This window comes from Zobellia galactanivorans, from assembly GCF_000973105.1.
Classification (GTDB): Bacteria; Bacteroidota; Bacteroidia; order Flavobacteriales; family Flavobacteriaceae; genus Zobellia; species Zobellia galactanivorans.
Window position 1 is genome coordinate 1,484,892 of sequence record NC_015844.1, and the last position, 20,152, is coordinate 1,505,043.

The window sequence follows — 20,152 nt, forward strand, 5'->3', positions numbered from 1 at the left end:
GGTGTCTGGCCATTTTACTTTTTCTTGCCCGTAGAGTTTCGTTCTATTAGGGTAGCCTCTATAATCTCGGTCCTATAGGTTTCCTCTTCCTCAAACCCGATTTCATTTTCAAGTTTTTCGATCAACATTTCCGCGGCAACTTCCCCCATTCGCTCACCGTGCTGCGCTATGGTGGTCAATGTTGGGGAGGAATATCGCGATAAAAGGCCATTGGTAAAACCAATAACCGAAATATCTTCCGGCACCCTATATCCTTTTTCTTGTGCTATACCCATAACCTGAACCGCAAAGACCTCGTTTACACATAATACGGCATCGAACTCTTCCTCTACAAAAAAGGCCTCGATACACGATTCTTCCCCGCCCCTAAAAGGCACCACAAGAGTGAGTTTGGGGTCGTAATGGGCACCTTGTTCAATTAGGGCCCGCCTATAGCCTTCCGCCCTTTTTTCGCTTACATTAAAATAACTCTCGGTAGTCACCAAAGCTACTTTCTTTTTTCCTTCTTCCAAAAATTTACAGGTAGCTTCATATGCTATTTCCTCATCGTTCATCACCACCTTATCGCATTCTACCCCATCTATGACCCGATCGAACAGCACCAAGGGAAAGCCCTGATCCATGACCTCCCTTAAATGATGGAAGTCGTTTTTCTGTTGTGTTCCGGCAGAGATCGACATTATAAAACCATCGATACTCCCATTGGCGAGCAGCTCCATATTTACCACCTCCTTATCATAAGATTCGTCCGACACACAGACGATGACGTTGTAACCCCGCGCATTGGCATACTTTTCTATGCCCCTGAACACAGTGGTAAAAAAGTGATGCACAATATCGGGAATTATGACCCCTATATTCTTCGTCCTTCTATTTTTTAAGCTTAAGGCTATGTTGTTTGGTCTATAATTATACAGTTTGGCAAAGGCCTGTATCTTCTGTTTGGTATCTTTACTTATCTCGTTACTGTCCTTTAACGCTTTTGAAACCGTGGAGATAGATACCTCTAATTCTCTTGCTATTTGTTTTAGAGTGATTTTTCGCTTCAAATCTTAATAACTTTTATGTAGTGAAATTAAACTATAATATGGGCAAACAAGAATGTTCCATAATTTTTAACAATCTTAACTATTTACGCTCTAATTTGGGCCATTTTTCTATTCAAAAGAAAAATGTATCTTTGATTCACATACCGACTCCCCGTTTTCAACCTTCACTTATTATTAATTTGATATTTATTCGATACAATTATTATTAGTATCGAATAATAAAAAAGTTATCAACACGAAACCGTTTTCGTAGTCTGGACGAGTCGCCCTGTACGAAAATTAACCTCGTTTTTACATATATTTAACTTTTAAGACTCTAATTAACTCAACTTAAAACAATTCATTTATGAAGATTACGCTACTAAAAAACCTGGTTATGCTTGCGGCTTTTTTAAGCTTTGGCATAGCACAGGCCCAAGACGTATCGGGAACCGTTTCCGATGCCAGTGGCCCTTTACCGGGAGCAAGTATTGTGGTAAAAGGCACCACCACTGGGGCACAAACGGACTTTGATGGAAATTACACCTTGAGCGGAGTGCCCGAAGACGCTACTTTGGTTTTCAGCTATATTGGTTATGCTTCTCAAGAAATACCTGTAAACGGCCAATCTACGATCAACGTAACTTTACAGGAAGACGCCCAAGCTTTGGACGAAGTGGTCATTATAGGATACGGTTCAACAACCGTAAAGGATGCAACGGGATCGGTTGCCTCAGTAACCTCCGAAGACTTTAACAAGGGGGTTATTTCTTCCCCGGAACAATTGATCCAAGGTAAAACTGCCGGTGTACAAATCTCACAAGGAAGTGGTGAACCTGGTTCGGGTGTCTCGATTCGTATTCGAGGTACTTCTTCGGTACGATCGAACAACAACCCATTATTCGTTGTTGACGGTGTTCCCTTGCCCTCTGGGGATACCTCTTCGGAAGGAACCAATATTGGTGTAGGTTCCAGTTCGGCCAGAAACCCATTAAGCTTCCTTAACCCCAACGATATTGAAAGTATGAGTGTATTGAAAGATGCCTCTGCTACAGCCATTTATGGTTCAAGGGGTGCCAACGGTGTTGTAATTATCACGACCAAGAGTGGAAAAGGAGGCGCCGAAGGTGGAACTTGGGAATTTTCTTCCGACCTAAGTTTTTCAGAACCTGCAGAAGAATATGACCTGCTTAACAGAAGACAGTTTCTTTCTGCCGTAGACGCTTTCGGCGGATCGGCTACCGATTACGGCAATGATACCGATTGGCAGGATTTGGTTACCAGAAGCGCAGCCTCTACCAATAACAACTTGGCCTATTCCCAAAATTATGGCTCAGGTAACGTAAGGGCCACCTTCAATTACGGAAAGCAATTCGGTGTTATCAAAAAATCATCGCAAGAGCGTATTACGGGTAGATTGAATATCTCTCAAAGACTTCTAGACGATAAATTGAGATTAGATTTACAAGGTACCATATCAAGGGTTAACGATGAAGCCCCTCCATTAAGTGGTAGTGCCGGCTCTACCGGTGACCTTTTAGGTTCTGCATATTCGGCGAACCCGACTTGGCCAGCGAGCTCAAGCTTTAACCCTGGGGATAGAATCAACCCCTTGAACTTACTTGAAAACTGGCAAAGTTTAAACAACACAAACCGTTACTTGGTCAACTTCTCCGCCTCGTACGACATTCTTGACAACCTGACCGCCAAGGCAACCTTCGGTTATGATAAGGCGGACGCGACAAGAGAAGCGTCATTGAACGCTAACTCCTTCAATGTAGCAAGAGGTGCCGCCGGCAATGGCCGTGGCGCTTTAAACGACCTTATCAATGAAAACCGTTTGTTCGAATTTACGGTAAACTACAAAACGGAGTTTGAAAACTCGACTTTAGATGTACTGGGTGGTTTTTCATTCCAAGACTTTAATGTAAGAGGAAGAAATGTTGAAGGTTGGGGCTACTCGACAACCGATTTGAATTCCATGGCCCGAGACCTATCGAATGCTTCAGACATTCTAGAGTCGCAACTTTCAGGTTCTTATCAGCAATATGGCTACGCGGCTGATGTAGGAGGCGACGATGTACCGGACGGTCTTTTTGTCAACCGCTTATTCCCTTCGGCCCAAACCGAATTTTTAGGGGACGCTTCCATTCCGGTTAGCTCTATTTTTACCGACACCTTTGATAATACCGACGAATTGCAATCATTTTTCGCCCGGGTCAATTACACTATAGCGGATAAGTATTTATTTACCGCCACAGTAAGGGCGGATGGCTCTTCTAAATTCGGAGATAATAACCAGTACGGTATATTCCCTTCCGGAGCCTTTGCCTGGAAAATCAATGAGGAAGATTTCATTGGCGATGCGGTCTCTACCTTAAAACTTAGACTGAATTACGGTATTACCGGTAACCAAGATGGTCTTGGTTATGGCCGATTCGTACGAAGGGAGAGATATTCGACTGGCAGCATAAACGACGCAGGAGAAATTAATGTTCCGGGAATTACAACCGTTGAATTTGCCAATCCCGATTTAAAATGGGAAGAAACGACACAATATGGTGTTGGTCTCGACTTCGGTTTTGCAAATGACAGATTAAACGGTAGTCTTGATTTCTATCGTAAGGAAACCAAAGATTTGCTCTTGAACATAGAAGCAGCGCAACCATCGCCACAGCCTACTTTCTTTCAGAACTTAGATGCACTGGTGTTGAACCAAGGGGTTGAATTCTCCTTGAATTACGACTTTGTACAATCCGAAGATTTTAATTGGTCTGCCGGTTTCAACATAGCATATAACAAAAATGAGATACAGGATTTTGATGGACAGATTGCCGCAGGAACCATTCGCGGTGCAGGTCTTTCAAACGCCTTTGCACAACGTTTGGCCTCCGGTCAACCTTTGTTCTCATTCTATTTACGTGAATTCATAGGTTTTGATGAAAATGGAAACCCTATTCACGAAGGCGGAAATGACAATCAAAAATTTGTAGGTAAAAGTGCCCTTCCCGATTTTACCGGTGGTTTTTCAACAAGCTTGAATTATAAAAACTGGGATGCCTCCTTATACTTCAACGGTCAGTTTGGAAATTATATCTACAACAATACAGCAAACGCCTTCTTTACCGGTGGGGCTATTGGTAGTGGAAATAATGTAACCCAAGATGTTGTAGGACTTGCAGGCGAAGAAGGTCGATTTGCCGAAGCATCGGTCTCTACCCGATTTTTAGAGAAAGGAGATTTCGTAAGACTGCAAAATGCATCTATCGGCTATAACGTACCTCTATCAGGAGAGGGTTGTTTCGACACTATGAGATTGAGCCTAAACGCTCAAAACCTATTCGTAATTACCGGTTATAGTGGTCTTGACCCTGAAGTTAGCGTTAGCCCTGCAGGCGCAGACCTTCTTAACGGATTGCCTATTGCCGGCATCGATTACAGTTCTTTTCCAAGACCAAGAACATTGACGGTTGGAATTAACGTAACTTTTTAAAAAAACAGATATGAAACTATATATAAAACTCAAGCCCGTATTACTTTCGGCTTTAACAGTCGCCCTGCTGGTCTCTTGTACCGACTTGGAAATAGAGGAGACGGACTCTTTAATCAGTAAAGATTCGGGAGCCACCGGCTTTACAGGACTAACCAACACGGAGTCTTCACTTAACGACCTTTACAACAAAGTAGGAGGAGATTTTCAAACCCAAGAAAACATGTATGCCCTATCCGAGGTTTCCACTGACGAGCTTCTTGTACCTACAAGGGGAACGGATTGGGGAGATAACGGAATCTGGAGACAGTTGCACACCCATACCTGGACACCTGCCCACCTGTTCGTTAAGAACTCTTGGAACAATTTGAACCAGAATATTTTTAGGGCAACGGAAATTATAGAAAGTAACCCCTCTAATTCCGTATTGGCAGAAGCCAAGTTTCTTCGTGCCTTTAACATGTTCTTTGTTATGGATTTGTTCGGGTCAGTACCTTTCCGAGGTGTTGATGAAGGTCCGGATGTAAATCCAAAAGTAATGAGTAGAAGCGAAGCTTACAGTTTTGTTGAAACCGATTTACTCGAAGCCCTACCCAATCTAGAATCAATTACGCCCGGCACCGAAAATACGGGTAAAGCTTCTCAAGAAGCCGCTAATTTCTTATTGGCTAAACTCTATCTTAACGCGGCCATATACAATGGTAGCGGAACATTTGACAATGCGGATATGCAAAAAGTAATCGATGCCGTAGATGCGATTCAGGCAAAAGGTTTTGCATTGCAAGAAGGATATTTCCAGATTTTTGAACCCACAGATGACACCGAAACAATCTGGCATCTGAACAGTGAGGTAGCATCACGTATTTGGAACACCCTACACTACAGCCAAAATTCACCTGATAATGATGGTGGTGGTTGGAACGGGTTTACCACCCTTTCCGATTTTTACAACAGCTTTGAAGGAGCCCCAAATACAAACTACGTAGGTGATGGACAAGAAGAACGACGAGGTTTTGTACCTGACGCCAATAACGCCAACAATCAAAACTTGGGCATAGGATATGGCTTCCTGATTGGTCAGCAATACGATCAAAACGGCAACCCTCTTACCAATCGTCAAGGCGATCCCTTGGTCTTTACCAAAGAAATTCCTGCCCTAGTGGGTAACACCGAGGTAGAAGGCGTAAGGGTCATCAAATACCACCCATACGACCCTACCGATGAGGAAGATCAAATCAATTCATTCCGAAAACATCAAATCATGTTCAGATTTGCAGATGCCCATTTGATGAAAGCGGAAGCAATGATGCGCATGGGGCAAGATCCCACTGCTACCGTCAATGAATTACGACAGAAGAGAGCCGATACTCCTGATTTAACTTCGGTAGATGAACAAGAACTTTTAGACGAACGCGGAAGAGAATTGTTTTTAGAATATTGGAGAAGAAACGATTTGATTCGTTTTGGTCAATTCACCGCTCCATGGAGTCTGAAAGAAGTTAGTGGAGATGAAACGACGAACTTGTTTCCGATACCCGAAACCGCTCTTCTATCCAATCCCAACCTAGTTCAAAATCCAGGATACTAGAGTTTACGATTTAAGTGTTTAAAAAGGCTCCGACTTAACAGTCGGGGCCTTTTTTTTTATAACAGAGGCAAATATATCCTACTTCAAAAACAGCCTTTCACAACTATTAAAAGCCAACGACCATTTCCAATTTTAAATCTGTGTCGACCCTATGCTGTCCTTTGACCTTGAACAGGGCCGTAAAATACTTTTTCCCCTTCAGATGATCGGCCTCGAACTTCTGAAGACTATCCTTATCCGTAAAATATTCCGCAGTAGCACTCACACCGATATCGTGTTGGGAGAAAAACACAAAGTGTTCGGTATTGCCAATACTCGGGTATTTTGAGACAATCGCATATTCTTCATCTACCAAGGTAGACCCCATGCTCCACGAGGTATCCTCTAGGCTAGGATGCCCCGAAAGCACCAATGTTCGCGATGTTAAGGTAAAAAACGGGTTAGCATCGTTAAAAAAACCTATGAATTGGTTCTCGTTTTTCAAAGGCCCGGCATAAATGGCATTTCCCTCTTTGATTTCAGGCAAGGTAGTCTGGGTAGAGAACCTGATGGAAAACCCTTTGTCATAGCGCTGAAAAAACTGCTGAAACCGTTGCGAGGCCATTGCCGCCATACGGGTAGTGTAACTGTACTTCGCAGGATGGAGCATCCCCTTCAACTCGGGTTTTCTTTCCAATAAATCGTAGAATTCATCAATATTGTTGATCTCAAAATCACGGGTCCACCCCTTCCCCCCGGTCAAGGTTTGTCCCATAGCCCCAAAGTGATCTCCAAGAACAAGGTTGGTAGAAGCACCGGAACCGAGAAAAGACCTCCATAGCGATGGTGTTTTAGGAGGCATGTAGGCCACCAACAAGGCTACCAACGCAAGAAGCAACAATCCGTACGGGAGTACTTGCCTCCAGCCTATTTTTTTTGCCCATCCTACCGACACCTGTTTCTTGACAAACCGCACTTTATACTGCCCTTTATCGATTTTTAACTGCCAAGCTTCGGCACTGCCCTCGCTCTCGTAATAGGCCAGTAACTTTTTTCTCAAGTTGTATATATTGACCCTGACCCTCGGATTGTTCTTTTCTTCGACCTGATTATCCTTAAAGAATTCGAGTTCTATTACGGCTTCCTTTAAATGGGTTCCTTTCTTGGTCGCCTCGTACAAATACTGAAGTAGCCCTCTGCTGGTCGGGGCGTTTTTAAAGGTTTCACTTTCCTTAATTTTAGAAACAATCTCTTGTTCAAGTTTTTCGCTCAAATGCATGAAGAATACAATAAAATAGGTAGTTTCAAATCTGCTTTAACCGTTATAGCTACCGTTAAAGAAGGGTTAAAGTACTAAGAATAAAGCGTAAAATATACATTTACCCCATTGATTTCAACGCCATTCCCTACCCCAATACACTTTTGGCAAGGGCATAGGCAATCGATAAAACAAACCGACACGGCATTCATGCCATTAATACATCCTAGCCATGAAAATGAATATAAGCTCTAGCGTATTACTATTCACCCTGCTCTGCATGTTCGGCGCGAATGCCATGCAATCGAATACGGAACCCAACGAGGTCGAAACCGAAAAAATGTACCTTTCCGGCACGGGAAAGGACGATATGGTAGACTGGGAGTTCTTCTGTTCCGATGGAATGAACAGCGGCAAATGGACGACCATCGGTGTTCCGTCTTGTTGGGAATTACAGGGTTTTGGTTACTACAACTACGGCAAGGACGATTTCAAGGTACGCAAGAACGAGTACGGACGCTACAAATACCAGTTCGACCTTCCTAAAAAATGGAGGAACAAGGAAATAAAAATCGTATTTGAAGGCGTTATGACCGATGCCGAGGTCAAGATCAACGGAAAATTGGCCGGCGAGGTGCACCAAGGGGCCTTCTATGAATTCAAGTACTCTATTTCACACCTTTTGAAATACGGTGAAAAAAACATGTTGGAAGTCAAGGTCAACAAGGCTTCTTCCAACTCCTCCATCAATCACGCCGAGCGTGAAGCCGATTTCTGGATTTTCGGTGGAATTTTTAGACCGGTCTACCTACAAGCTTTTCCAAAAGAAAACATAGAACGTGTCGCCATCAACGCCAAAGCCGACGGAAGTCTAGAAGCCGATATCTTTACAACATCTAAAAAGGCGCAATCGCTACGCCTTTCCCTATCAGACCTCGACCATAACAAACTGCAAGAACTCCCCCTTACCGATATCAGCAAGGAACAAGGAAAATGGCACGTTTCAACAAAAGCCCATGATATCAAATCATGGAACCCAGAATCACCACAACTGTACTTCTTGAATATTGAACTTTTGAACAAAAAAGGGGAGATTCTACACAAGACCCTAGAACGCATAGGTTTTAGAACCGTTGAAGTTCTTGAAGGCGACGGGATATACGTAAACGGGCAACGCATTAAGTTCAAAGGGGTGAACAGGCATTCGTTCTATCCGTCCTCCGGCAGAACCACATCTAAAGAACTAAGTATAGAACATGTAAAAATGATGAAAGACATGAACATGAATGCCGTTCGTATGTCGCACTACCCACCAGACACCCACTTTTTAGACGTTGCCGATTCACTAGGCCTTTTTGTTATAGATGAAGTGTGCACTTGGCATTCGCCCCATCTAGATACCAAAGTGGGCCGAAAAATTGTTAAGGAAACCGTGGTTCGAGACGTCAACCACCCCTCCATTCTCCTTTGGGCCAATGGCAATGAAACCGGATGGAACACCGCCCTCGATGATGATTATGCCAAATGGGACATCCAACAACGGGAAGTCATCCACCCATGGAACATCTTCAGAAAGACGAATACAATGCACTACCCCAGCTATCACGTTTTTGCATACGACACCTATGCAAAAGACAAAATATACTTCCCTACCGAGTTTTTGCACGGCCTATACGACGGTGGACACGGCGCGGGCTTAGACGATTATTGGAAACAGATGTGGAATATGCCCCTAGCTGCCGGAGGGTTTTTATGGGACTTTGCAGATGAGGCCGTGGTTCGAACAGATAAAAAAGGAATACTAGATACCGATGGCAACCATGCAGCCGATGGTATCGTCGGACCCTATGGCGAAAAAGAGGCCAGTTACTTTAGTATTAAGGAAATCTGGTCTCCGATATACATAGAAGACCGCTATATAAAACCGGACTTCAACGGTGTTTTTAGAATAGAGAACAGGTATCACTTTACCCATTTAAACGAAATCAAAATGGCGGCTAAATGGGTACGGTTCGACGGCCCCAAAGGAACGGGTAAGATTAAGACCATATCCGAAACCACAGTTGCATTACCAAATCTGGCCCCTGTTATAAAAGGCGAGTTTAAAGTCGACCTCCCCAATAACTGGCAAACCGCAGATGCCTTGTACTTAACGGCAACGGCCCCTAATGGCTCCGAAATATTTACATGGTCCTACCCCATAAAAATTCCTAAGAAAATAAACGAAACCTACATCGACCTATCGGAAGAAGGGGAAATTTCAACCCATACCGAAGCCGGACGAATAAAGGTTGTAGCGAATGGGATTCAGTATAGCTTTTCAGAAAAAACAACTTTGTTAGAAGAGGTGAAGAAGGCAGGTAAAATAATTCCTTTCAATAATGGCCCGATAATTTTTGACCATAAAGACAAAATCGAATCCGTAAAGATCAACAAACTTAAAGGCAAGGTAGAGATTCTTACCGTTTTCGAAGCATCGGATAAGTCGCCCAGTTGGGCCAGCCATAAAGAGTATAGTTCCGATGTCATCAAATGGACCGTACACTCCAACGGCCTGTTGGACCTACATGTAGAAATTAAAGGCAAAAAAATAGTAAAGGGGTTTAAGGGCATTACCTTTTCTTTTCCCGAATCTGAAGTTAGCGGTATGAAATGGCTGGGTGATGGCCCCTATCGCGTATGGCGGAACAGAATGAAGGGCACCAAATTTCAAGTTTGGGAAAACGATTACAACAATACCGTCACCGGTGAATCCGGTTTTGTATACCCAGAATTTAAAGGATTCTTTTCGAGCCTGTATTGGGTAAAAGTAAAAGGGAAAAACAACAACGGTTTTACGGTATATTGTAATTCCGAAAATACCTTTTTGCGCATGCTTACCCCCCAGCATCCTAAAGAAGATCCCAACCATAGGGTTTCGGTAGATTTTCCGGAAGGCGATATTTCCTTCGTAAAAAACATTCCCGCAATTGGAACCAAATTTCAAACAGGAGACAAAATGGGACCTCAAGGAAATTCGGAAAACTACTTTGGAAACGACGATGAACCCATAACTATACATCTGAGCTTTGAATTTTAGATATATACCCCTTCATTAAGACCAAAAAAACATATCTATAACCGAGAGCCCTGTGTAACGCAGGGCTTTTCAATTTTAACACTATCATTTATTGGATATAATCCATATATTAGGAATTATTCCATAATTTAGCTATCCAATTTTTTAAAGGATAGTTATGCAAAAGATACTCTCACCGCCCGTCCTTTTACACTTTAGCAGATCTGCAGAAACAACTGCAAACCTGCCCGTTACCATAAGCACAGATACAACCGCCTTTCTCAAAATCCCTTGCGCATGTATTTGAACTGTCATACTTATTACAGCCTTCGCTATGGCACATTAAAACCAGAAGAACTTTTGGCTTTGGCGGCCGAGAACAACAATGGGGTTTTGGCATTGACCGATATTAACAATACCTCAGCCTGCCTCGATTTTGTACGTCTGGCCCCGAATTATGGTATCAAACCGGTTTTAGGTGTAGACTTCAGAAACGGGGTCGACCAGCAATTTGTAATCCTAGCCAAGAACAATGATGGCTTTAGGCGCATCAATGCCTATCTATCTTCCTTTTTGCACCGACCAGGGGCGATCATACCGGAAAGCCCTATTGAAATGGAGGACTGTTTTGTGATCTATCCCTTTGAAAAAGGAAAAGACCGTATTCTGAACAAAAACGAATACCTAGGGGTCGCACCAAAAAAATTACGCCATTTAAAATTTTCGAAAAGCACTTTTGAAACGGATAAATTGGTGCTATTGCACACAGTATCGTTTCGCGACAAAAGAGGCTTCAACACCCATCGCCTTTTGCGGGCCATCGACAACAACACCTTGTTGAGCAAATTACCTGAGCACGAACAAGGTAGTGAAACCGACCGTTTCTTAACTGCTGAAGCAAGGGAGCGGATTGCCGTCGATTTTCCTGAATTGACAGAAAACACAAAACGATTACTCGATAGTTGCCATATTAAATTTGATTTTTCAAAAACCACGCCCAACAACCAGCGTTCGTATACCCAAAACGAAGAACTGGATTTTCGTTTGCTTCAAAAGCTTGCTTATCAAGGCATACCCTATCGTTATAAAAAAGTAGACGAAACCATATACAGTCGGGTGTCAAAAGAATTAAACATTATAAAAGAGAAAGGCTTCGTTTCTTACTTTTTGATCAATTGGAAAATTTTAAAATACGCAAGAAGCAAAGGTTACTTTTATGTAGGTCGCGGCAGCGGGGCCAATAGCATCATTGCCTATTTACTGCGGATAACCGATGTAGACCCCATAGAGCTTGACCTGTATTTTGAGCGCTTCATCAACCTATACCGCCAAAATCCCCCTGACTTCGACATTGATTTTTCTTGGTCGGACAGGGATGACATCACCCGGTTTATGTTCGAACGGTTTAAGAATACCGCCCTCATTACCGTTTACAATACTTTTAAGTTTAGGGCATCGGTACGTGAACTGGGAAAGGTTTTTGGCCTGCCCAAGTCAGAGATAGATATACTTAGCAAAGGCAAATATGACATCAACCAGCTCGATAGACTTTCACAACTGGTCATAAAATACAGTCGGTATATACAAGGCTTCCCAAATTACTTGGGCATTCATGCCGGAGGTGTTTTAATTTCGGAAAAGCCTATACACCATTATTGCGCCACTTTTATGCCTCCCAAAGGCTTCGCCACCACACAAATCGACATGGTGGTCGCCGAAGATATCGGTCTGTACAAATTCGACATTCTAAGTCAACGCGGCCTAGGAAAGATTAAGGACGCCGTTGAAATCATAACAAAAAACCACAGGAACATAAAGTCGATAGATATTCATGACATCAAACGGTTCAAGGAAGACCAACGTATTAAACACTTATTGAAAAATGCCAAGGCCATAGGCTGCTTTTACGTAGAATCGCCCGCCATGCGTATGCTTTTAAAAAAATTACAGGTCGACAACTACTTAGGCCTGGTCGCCGCAAGTTCGGTCATTCGACCGGGAGTGGCAAAGTCAGGAATGATGCGGGAGTATATTTTACGCTACCGTTACCCCGAACGCCGAAAAGAGGCCCACCCTGTTCTATTGCACATTATGCCCGAAACTTTTGGCGTTATGGTCTACCAAGAAGACGTCATTAAAGTGGCACACCACTTTGGCGGGCTAACACTGGGCGAGGCCGATATGCTACGTCGGGGGATGTCGGGAAAATTTCGCTCCCGAGACGAGTTCCTAAAAGTAAAACAACGGTTTTTCGACAATTGCAAGGCTGATGGCAAGCCCGATGCGGTAACCCGTGATATCTGGAGGCAAATCGAAAGTTTTGCCGGCTATGCCTTTGCCAAGGGACATTCTGCCTCATATGCCGTTGAAAGCTATCAGAGCCTTTTCTTAAAGGCATACTACCCTATAGAATACATGGTGGCCACGCTCAACAATGGCGGTGGCTTTTACAATCGGGAACTGTACATACACGAGGCCAAGATGCACGGGGCCCTTATTGAAGCGCCCTGTATCAACCATAGTGAATACCTAACCCGGGTACAAGGGAAAAAAATCTATCTCGGCTTTAGCCTTCTAAAAGATTTGGAAACCCGTACGGTAGAAAAAATACTTGCCGACAGGGCACAACATGGGACCTACAAAAACCTTGACGATTTTATCGATAGGGTCTCCATTTCAACAGAACAGATGGCCATACTCATTAAAATCAATGCATTTCGTTTTACCGGAAGCAATAAAAGGGAACTTCTTTGGTCTGCCTACCTACAAACAAGCAAGATTCCCAAAGAAGAGCATGTCAACACCTTGTTCCGTTCAGAAAAAATATCGTATAAAACCCCTGAACTAAAAAGTAGCGAACTAGAAAACGCCTTTGACGAATATGAACTTTTAGGCTTTCCATTGTGCAATCCGTTCGATTTACTCGCCTCCCCAAAAAAGAATGCTTTGAGGGTTAGCGAGCTACTTTCTTATAAAGGCAAGATCGTTACTATTGAAGGCTATTTGGTAGCCACAAAAAATACCGCTACCTCAAACGGAAAACCCATGTACTTCGGTACATTTTTAGACCGAAGCGGCGACTTTATCGATACCGTTCACTTTCCTCCCGTAGCGGCCAAATTTCCATTTAGGGGAAAGGGCATCTACTCCATCACCGGAAAAGTAACGGAAGAATTTGAGTGCGTCAATATTGAAGTAACGACCATGTACCGCCAGGCCATTATTGAAGACCCAAGATATTCGGATAACCATAATACAACCTTGTCCCATGTCTGAAGAAAGAGCTATAGTACACATGGACCTCGATACGTTTTTCGTGTCATGCGAGCGCTTGCAAGACAGTCGTCTAAACCACAAGCCCATATTGATAGGGGGCACATCAGACCGAGGGGTAGTAGCCTCATGCAGTTACGAAGCCCGAAAGTTCGGTATTCATTCGGCCATGCCCATGCGTATGGCCAAACAACTCTGCCCCGAAGCCATTGTGCTAAGAGGCAATGCCACAACCTACAGCAAATATTCAAACCTGGTTACCGAGGTAATCAAAGACAGTGTGCCCCTATATGAGAAAAGTTCGATAGATGAATTTTTTATAGACCTAACGGGAATGGACAAATTTTTCGGATGCCATCAAATGGCCATCGAACTTAGGCAACGGATCATCAGGGAGACGGGATTGCCGATTTCCTTTGGGCTATCGACCAATAAGACCGTATCCAAAATAGCCACGGGACAGGCCAAGCCCAATAACCAAATCAGGGTTTTCAAGGGTACGGAAAAACCCTTCTTGGCCCCCCTATCCGTACGAAAAATACCCATGGTCGGCGAGGTCACCTATAAATCGCTATGCGATCTGGGAATCAAAAAAATTGTCACCGTACAACAAATGCCCATGCAATTAATGCATAAGGTACTGGGTAAAAACGGATTGAGTATTTGGAAGAAAGCCAACGGCATAGACAACAGCCCCGTAATCCAATATCACGAACGAAAATCGATATCTACGGAACGCACCTTCGACAAAGACACCACAGACATTAAAAAGCTAAAAAGCATCACTATAGCCATGGCCGAAAATTTAGCCTATCAGTTAAGAAGGGGCAATAAACTAACGGCCTGCATCACCTTTAAAATACGCTATTCCGATTTTCAAACCTATACACAACAACAGAAAATACCTTACAGCTCCCTCGACAGCAGCATATTGCCCGTTGTTCTGAACTTGTTCGAAAAACTCTACAACAGGCGCCTGCTGGTTCGTTTAATCGGTGTTCGGTTCAGTCATTTGGTAGAGGGCGGGCATCAGATCAACCTATTTGAAGACAACGAAAAACTGATACGCCTTAGCCTTGCCATAGACAAAATGCGCGAGCGCTACGGAGACCGCTCCGTTATCAGTGCCGCTGGAATGGAAGCCAAAAGCATCAGCCGATGGAATCCTTTTTCCGGGGAGCCCCCTCCCCTCTTACCGAATAGAAGAAGGTAATTTATAGCTATTCCTGTCGGCCATACCCCTCCTTCGCAAACAAAATCTTCCTAAAACAAAAAGGCCTTGCACCGTCTAAAACTAATGCAAGGCCTTTTCTTTTTAAAAATATATCCTACTTGGCAAAATACACGTACAGTGCCACAACGATCAAACAGATAACGATACCTATCTGTTTTACATATTTATAAGGCTCAATCGATACCTGTTCCGTGTACTCGAGTTCAAATGGTTTTTCGTTCGGCCATATTTTACCGATAACCAACATAATAGTCGCATTCAGTACAAACAGAATGGCCATGATATGTATAAAGTGAGGGTAAGCTTCCGCCTTTATCAAGGCCAAGGCCTCAGGGTCGGTTATTCCGGCAGCGGCGGCCTCTTCCAAAGCACCATCAACGAACATCGGCTGTAAGTAGAACTGGCTGAAACAATACAGGACCACACCGGCAATGATACCGATCTTTGCCGCAATGGCAGGTACACGCTTGGTCAAATAGCCCACAACGATTATGGTAAATATCGGAATGGTATAAATACCGTTCAACTCTTGCAAGTAAGCAAAAAGGCTGCCGGCATTAGAGATCAAAGGAGCGATGAGCATTGCCCCAATGGCCAGTACGATACCAAAAATCTTACCGTATTGCACCACCGTTTGCTCCGTTGCGTCAGGATTGATATGTTGTTTGTAAACATCAAGACCGAAAAGGGTTACCGAGCTGTTCAATACACTGTTGAAAGAACTCAGGATCGCCCCGAAAAGAACGGCCACAAAGAAACCGACCAAATATTTTGGCAATACGGCATTTACCAATGCAGGATAGGCTTGATCCGGCATTTCCAATCCGCCCTGAAAATAATGGAAGGCGATAATACCCGGAAGCACTACGATCAAGGGCCCTAAAATTTTAATAAAGGAGGCCAATAACAGTCCTTTCTGCCCTTCGGCCAGGTTCTTCGCCCCCAGTGCCCTTTGTATAATCTGCTGGTTGGTACCCCAATAAAACAGATTGATCAGCATCATACCGGTAAAAAGGGTAGAAAACGGCACACTATTGGTAATCTCCCCGGTAGAATCGAATTTATCGGGATTGGACTGATATAGTACGTCTAAACCGCCGAATACACTTCCATCCCCAATGGCCATAAGCCCGAAAACGGGTATTAAAAGCCCACCTATCAACAACCCTACCGCATTTATCGTATCTGAAACGGCAACCGCCTTAAGTCCACCAAACACCGCATAGATAGAACCGATAATGCCTATTCCCCAAATACTGAGGTTTAGGGCCGTACTATCGGAAACTCCCAGCATAGTGGGCAAATCGAACATGGTGCTAATAGCAAGCGCACCCGAATAAAGAATGGTCGGCAATAATACCACCACATAGCCTGTAAGGAACAAAACCGAAGTAAGGGTCTTTGTAGTAACATCATAGCGATCTTTTAGAAATTGGGGAACCGTAGTAATCCCCCCTTTTAAATATCTGGGCAACAAAAAAATCGCCGTTATTACCATGGCTATGGCCGCCAAGGTTTCCCAGGCCATCACAACGATTCCCTCGGTATATGCCTGCCCGTTAAGACCTACAATTTGTTCGGTAGAAAGGTTGGTCAACAATAAGGATCCGGCGATAACACCGGCCGTAAGGCTCCTTCCTCCCAAAAAATAACCATCAGAAGATTTCTCATCCGTCGTTCGTGTAGCAAAGTAAGATATTATGGCCACCAAAGCGGTAAAGCCAACAAAAGACAAAATTCCTATCATTATAAACTGGTTTGATATTTCGGCTAAATATATTGGATTATTTGCGAAAAACTCAAGGTTTAACAGACAATATATGCGATATCACATATGCCTCATAAATTAAGATAAAATTTCACAGGCCTGTAATTTTCTATACCTCTGGGCTTTGATTATCTTGCAGATGATTTTTACTATGAAAAAAGCACTGGTTTTAATTTGGGTCGGGACGCTGTCCTTTTTTATACTTTCCTGCTCAGAAAAAAAGCAGGAACCCCCATTCCTATTTCAAAAACGTAAGAATTCCCAGACGGGAATCACCTTTAAAAACGCCCTCAAGAACACCCCCGAGCTTAACATACTTAACTATCTCTACTATTACAACGGGGCTGGAATAGCGGCAGCGGATTTTAATAATGACGGAAGCGTAGACCTCTACTTTACGGCCAATGAGGCGGCAGACCATTTTTACCTGAACCAGGGCGGCCTCAAATTCAAGGAAATAAGCCAAAAAGCGGGCATCAACAATACCGAGGGATGGACCACCGGAGTCACCCATGTCGACATCAACAATGACGGACTGCTAGACCTCTACATCTGTAAAGTCGGCAAGTACAAACATATGGAAGGCTCGAACCTGCTCTATGTAAACCAAGGTAATGACAAAGACGGAAACCCTGTTTTTAAGGAGGAAGCAAAGAAATACGGACTTGATTTCTCGGGATTTTCGACCCAAGCCGCATTTTTCGATTACGATCTTGATGGTGACCTAGACCTGTTTCTCCTCAACCACTCGGTACACCCCAACCGCACCTATGGCAAGGGAAGCAAAAGAAAAAAGACCGCCCCCTTATCCGGCGATCGACTTTACAAAAATGAAAACGGAAAATTTGTAGATGTTTCTTCCGAAGCCCATATTTTTCAAGGTGAAATCGGATACGGCCTTGGCCTTGGCATAAGCGACGTCAACAATGATGGCTATCCCGATGTATACGTAGGTAATGATTTTTTTGAGAACGACTACCTCTACATCAATCAAAAAGACGGCATTTTTAAAGAAATCATCTCTGAAAACGACAAGAAGTTAGGGCATACCACCCACTTTTCAATGGGCAATGACCTGGCCGATATCAATAACGACGGTCTCACGGATATTGTTTCCCTAGATATGCTTCCCGAAAACCTGGAAACCTACAAAACATCAGGACTGGAATATCCCTATCCCACCTATCAAAACTACTTACGGAACGGTTATGCCCCCCAATACATGCAGAATACCCTGCACCTCAACCTCGGCCACGGCAACTTTAGCGAAATAGCCCATTTAGCCGGTATTTCCGCTACCGAATGGTCATGGGGAGCCCTGCTGGCGGACTATGATAACGACGGGCTAAAAGACCTTTTTGTTTCAAACGGAATCAAAGGGGCCACCAACGATATGGACTTCATCAACTTTATTGCCAACGACAATATTCAAAAACGTATTGAAGAAGGCATGACCGAAGAAGACATGGCCTTTATTGATGAAATGCCCCATAAAAAAGAACCGAATTACTTTTTCAGGAACAAAGGTGACCTGACTTTTGAAAACGTATCCAAAACATGGTCCGACCTAGAAAAAAGTTACAGCAACGGCAGTGTTTATGCCGACCTTGATAATGACGGCGACTTAGATATTGTAGTGAACAATGTCGACCAAGAGGCCTTTGTTCTGGAAAACACCAGCGAAACGACTGCGGAAAACCATTTTTTAAATATCGGTTTTAAAGGAGCCCCGAGCAACTTGTTCGGTATTGGGACAAAAGTCATCGCCTATAGCAAGAATAAGGCCATAAGCGCTGAAAATTTCGTCAGCAGGGGATACTTATCATCGGTACCGCCCCGACTGCATTTGGGCATAGGTAAAGATTCAGTTCTCGATTCGGTAAAAGTGATATGGCCGGGCGGAAAATTTCAAACCCTAAAAAACCTGCAGGCCGACCAAAAAATAGAACTGAGCATTTCAGAGGCCCGTGGAAATTATTACGAAACGCCTAAAACATCTGCGGCCACCTTACTACACAACAAAAACGACTTCCTTGGTTTCTACCATAAAGACAGCCCTACCCTTGAATTCAACCGAAGTCCCTTGGTTCCTTTTGCCAATACCAATGAAGGTCCCGAAATTTCAGTGGCCGACATCAATGCAGATGGTCTCGACGATATTTTAATCGGTGGTGGAAAGGGCCAAGCTACGGCTTTGTTCGTGCAACGACCGAACGGTGTATTCAAAGAAGAGCAAACGGGGCTCTTTGAGGAAGACGCCATTAACGAAGACCTATCACAGCTCATTTTTGACGCCGACGGCGATGGCGACCAAGATCTCATCATTGTCAGTGGCGGTAACGAATTTCAATCGGGAAAGCCCCTACAGCCAAGGTTTTATCGAAACCACGAGGGGCAATTCAAAAAAGAAGACCAGCAGTTCTCCAATATTTCTCCCAATGCTTCAAAGGTAGGCTCCGTAGATTTTGACAATGACGGCGACCTCGACCTCATCATAGCCTCCGACCAGGTCCCGCACCAGTTCGGTACCACGCCTTCGCAATATATATTTGAAAACGATGGTTCAGGAAACTTTACCGACGTATCCGACACCTTCGGAAAGCCGTTTAAAGGCGTAGGCAACGTAAAAGATTTTATTTGGACGGATTTGGACGGAAATGGGTTTCAAGACCTTATAGCCGTAGGGCATTGGATGCCGGTCAGCATCTTTTACAATGATGGAAAAAGTTTACAGCCCCGGAAAGACCCTGCACTCAAAAACACCAATGGCTGGTGGAACGTAGTTGTGGCCGATGACTTTGACAATGACGGCGATATCGATTTTGTTGCAGGAAATTGGGGACTCAACAGCAAGTTCAGGGCATCTGCCACCGAAGCGATCACCCTTTACAATGCCGATTTTGACGAAAACGGAAACATAGACCCTATAGTCACCTATTTTCATCACCACAAAGAAACCCCCTTTGCCTCAAAAGACGAACTCGTCAAACAATTGCCCTATTTGAACAAACGGTTTTTATCTTATAAAGACTTTGCCCAAGCTTCGGTTTTCGACCTCTTCTCAAAAGAGAAATTGATAAAATCTGACCAAAAAAAGGTATACGAATTACAAAGTTCGTTTTACGAAAACGATGGAGTTGGCAATTTTAATATAAAAGCGCTCCCAACTATTGCACAAGCCTCCACAATTCATGATATTGCAGTAGATGACTTTGACAATGACGGCTTTAAAGACCTATTAATTGTAGGCAACTCTACCGAAATAAGTACCCAACTAGGCCGAATGGATGCTTCCCACGGTATCATTTTACGCAACAATGGCAAGGGCGATTTCGAGTGGTCAGACGGCCAAGATTTCAATATTGAAGGGTCAGCAAGAAGCATTGCCAAAATTAGAATTAACAACCACCCGGTCTATATCGTTGGTATAAACAACGATGTTCCGGTTTTCTTATCAAGAAAAAGCAACAACTAAT

General features: G+C 43.6%; 9 protein-coding genes. 6 read left to right on the plus strand and 3 right to left on the minus strand.

Annotated elements, in window-relative coordinates:
- Nucleotides 1-14: 14 nt before the first annotated feature.
- Nucleotides 15-1,049, minus strand: coding sequence for a LacI family DNA-binding transcriptional regulator (locus ZOBGAL_RS05920; protein WP_013992616.1), 1,035 nt, complete (start codon nt 1,047-1,049; stop codon nt 15-17).
- Between the two features lie 346 nt (nt 1,050-1,395).
- On the opposite strand from ZOBGAL_RS05920, the gene ZOBGAL_RS05925 reads away from it, so the two are divergent.
- Both ZOBGAL_RS05925 and ZOBGAL_RS05930 read left to right on the plus strand, forming a co-directional pair.
- Nucleotides 1,396-4,521 carry a SusC/RagA family TonB-linked outer membrane protein gene (locus ZOBGAL_RS05925; RefSeq protein WP_013992617.1) on the plus strand — a complete coding sequence of 1,042 codons (3,126 nt, stop codon included), beginning with the start codon at nt 1,396-1,398 and terminating at the stop codon, nt 4,519-4,521.
- Nucleotides 4,522-4,531: 10 nt separating this feature from the next.
- Nucleotides 4,532-6,106: a RagB/SusD family nutrient uptake outer membrane protein gene (locus ZOBGAL_RS05930; RefSeq protein ID WP_013992618.1), complete on the plus strand. Its 1,575-nt coding sequence runs from the start codon at nt 4,532-4,534 to the stop codon at nt 6,104-6,106.
- 106 nt (nt 6,107-6,212) lie between these two features.
- Here ZOBGAL_RS05930 and ZOBGAL_RS05935 read toward each other — a convergent pair whose 3' ends face one another.
- The gene (locus tag ZOBGAL_RS05935) at nt 6,213-7,358 is read right to left on the minus strand and encodes a hypothetical protein (RefSeq protein ID WP_046287792.1); all 1,146 of its coding nucleotides are present in this window, start codon (nt 7,356-7,358) and stop codon (nt 6,213-6,215) included.
- Between the two features lie 217 nt (nt 7,359-7,575).
- Here ZOBGAL_RS05935 and ZOBGAL_RS05940 point away from each other — a divergent pair, with 217 nt between their 5' ends.
- The 3 genes from ZOBGAL_RS05940 to dinB all read left to right on the plus strand — a co-directional run bounded on the left by ZOBGAL_RS05940 (nt 7,576) and on the right by dinB (nt 14,887).
- Complete coding sequence (locus ZOBGAL_RS05940; RefSeq protein WP_013992620.1) at nt 7,576-10,422, plus strand: glycoside hydrolase family 2 protein; 2,847 nt, start codon at nt 7,576-7,578, stop codon at nt 10,420-10,422.
- 276 nt (nt 10,423-10,698) lie between these two features.
- Entirely contained in the window at nt 10,699-13,677 is a 2,979-nt protein-coding gene (locus ZOBGAL_RS05945) for a DNA polymerase III subunit alpha (RefSeq protein ID WP_013992621.1), read from the plus strand.
- Nucleotides 13,670-14,887 (plus strand): DNA polymerase IV, encoded by a 1,218-nt coding sequence (gene dinB, locus ZOBGAL_RS05950; RefSeq protein ID WP_013992622.1) that lies wholly within the window; start codon nt 13,670-13,672, stop codon nt 14,885-14,887. Before ZOBGAL_RS05945 ends, dinB begins: the two co-directional genes overlap by 8 nt.
- Nucleotides 14,888-15,002: 115 nt before the next feature.
- Here the strand turns inward: dinB and ZOBGAL_RS05955 are convergent, their stop codons facing one another.
- A complete protein-coding gene (locus tag ZOBGAL_RS05955) occupies nt 15,003-16,655 on the minus strand; it encodes a solute:sodium symporter family transporter (protein WP_013992623.1) in 1,653 nt (550 codons plus the stop codon).
- Between the two features lie 172 nt (nt 16,656-16,827).
- Between ZOBGAL_RS05955 and ZOBGAL_RS05960 the strand changes: the two genes are divergently transcribed.
- Nucleotides 16,828-20,151 carry a VCBS repeat-containing protein gene (locus tag ZOBGAL_RS05960; protein ID WP_013992624.1) on the plus strand — a complete coding sequence of 1,108 codons (3,324 nt, stop codon included), beginning with the start codon at nt 16,828-16,830 and terminating at the stop codon, nt 20,149-20,151.
- Nucleotide 20,152: the final 1 nt, after the last annotated feature.

Excerpts from the sequence above, each read along its gene's own strand:
- ZOBGAL_RS05925 (WP_013992617.1), top strand. The coding sequence starts at position 1,396 with ATGAAGATTACGCTACTAAAAAACCTGGTTATGCTTGCGGCTTTTTTA.
- ZOBGAL_RS05930 (WP_013992618.1), top strand. The coding sequence starts at position 4,532 with ATGAAACTATATATAAAACTCAAGCCCGTATTACTTTCGGCTTTAACA.
- ZOBGAL_RS05940 (WP_013992620.1), top strand. The coding sequence starts at position 7,576 with ATGAAAATGAATATAAGCTCTAGCGTATTACTATTCACCCTGCTCTGC.
- ZOBGAL_RS05945 (WP_013992621.1), top strand. The coding sequence starts at position 10,699 with ATGTATTTGAACTGTCATACTTATTACAGCCTTCGCTATGGCACATTA.
- dinB (WP_013992622.1), top strand. The coding sequence starts at position 13,670 with ATGTCTGAAGAAAGAGCTATAGTACACATGGACCTCGATACGTTTTTC.
- ZOBGAL_RS05955 (WP_013992623.1), bottom strand. The coding sequence starts at position 16,655 with ATGATAGGAATTTTGTCTTTTGTTGGCTTTACCGCTTTGGTGGCCATA.
- ZOBGAL_RS05960 (WP_013992624.1), top strand. The coding sequence starts at position 16,828 with ATGAAAAAAGCACTGGTTTTAATTTGGGTCGGGACGCTGTCCTTTTTT.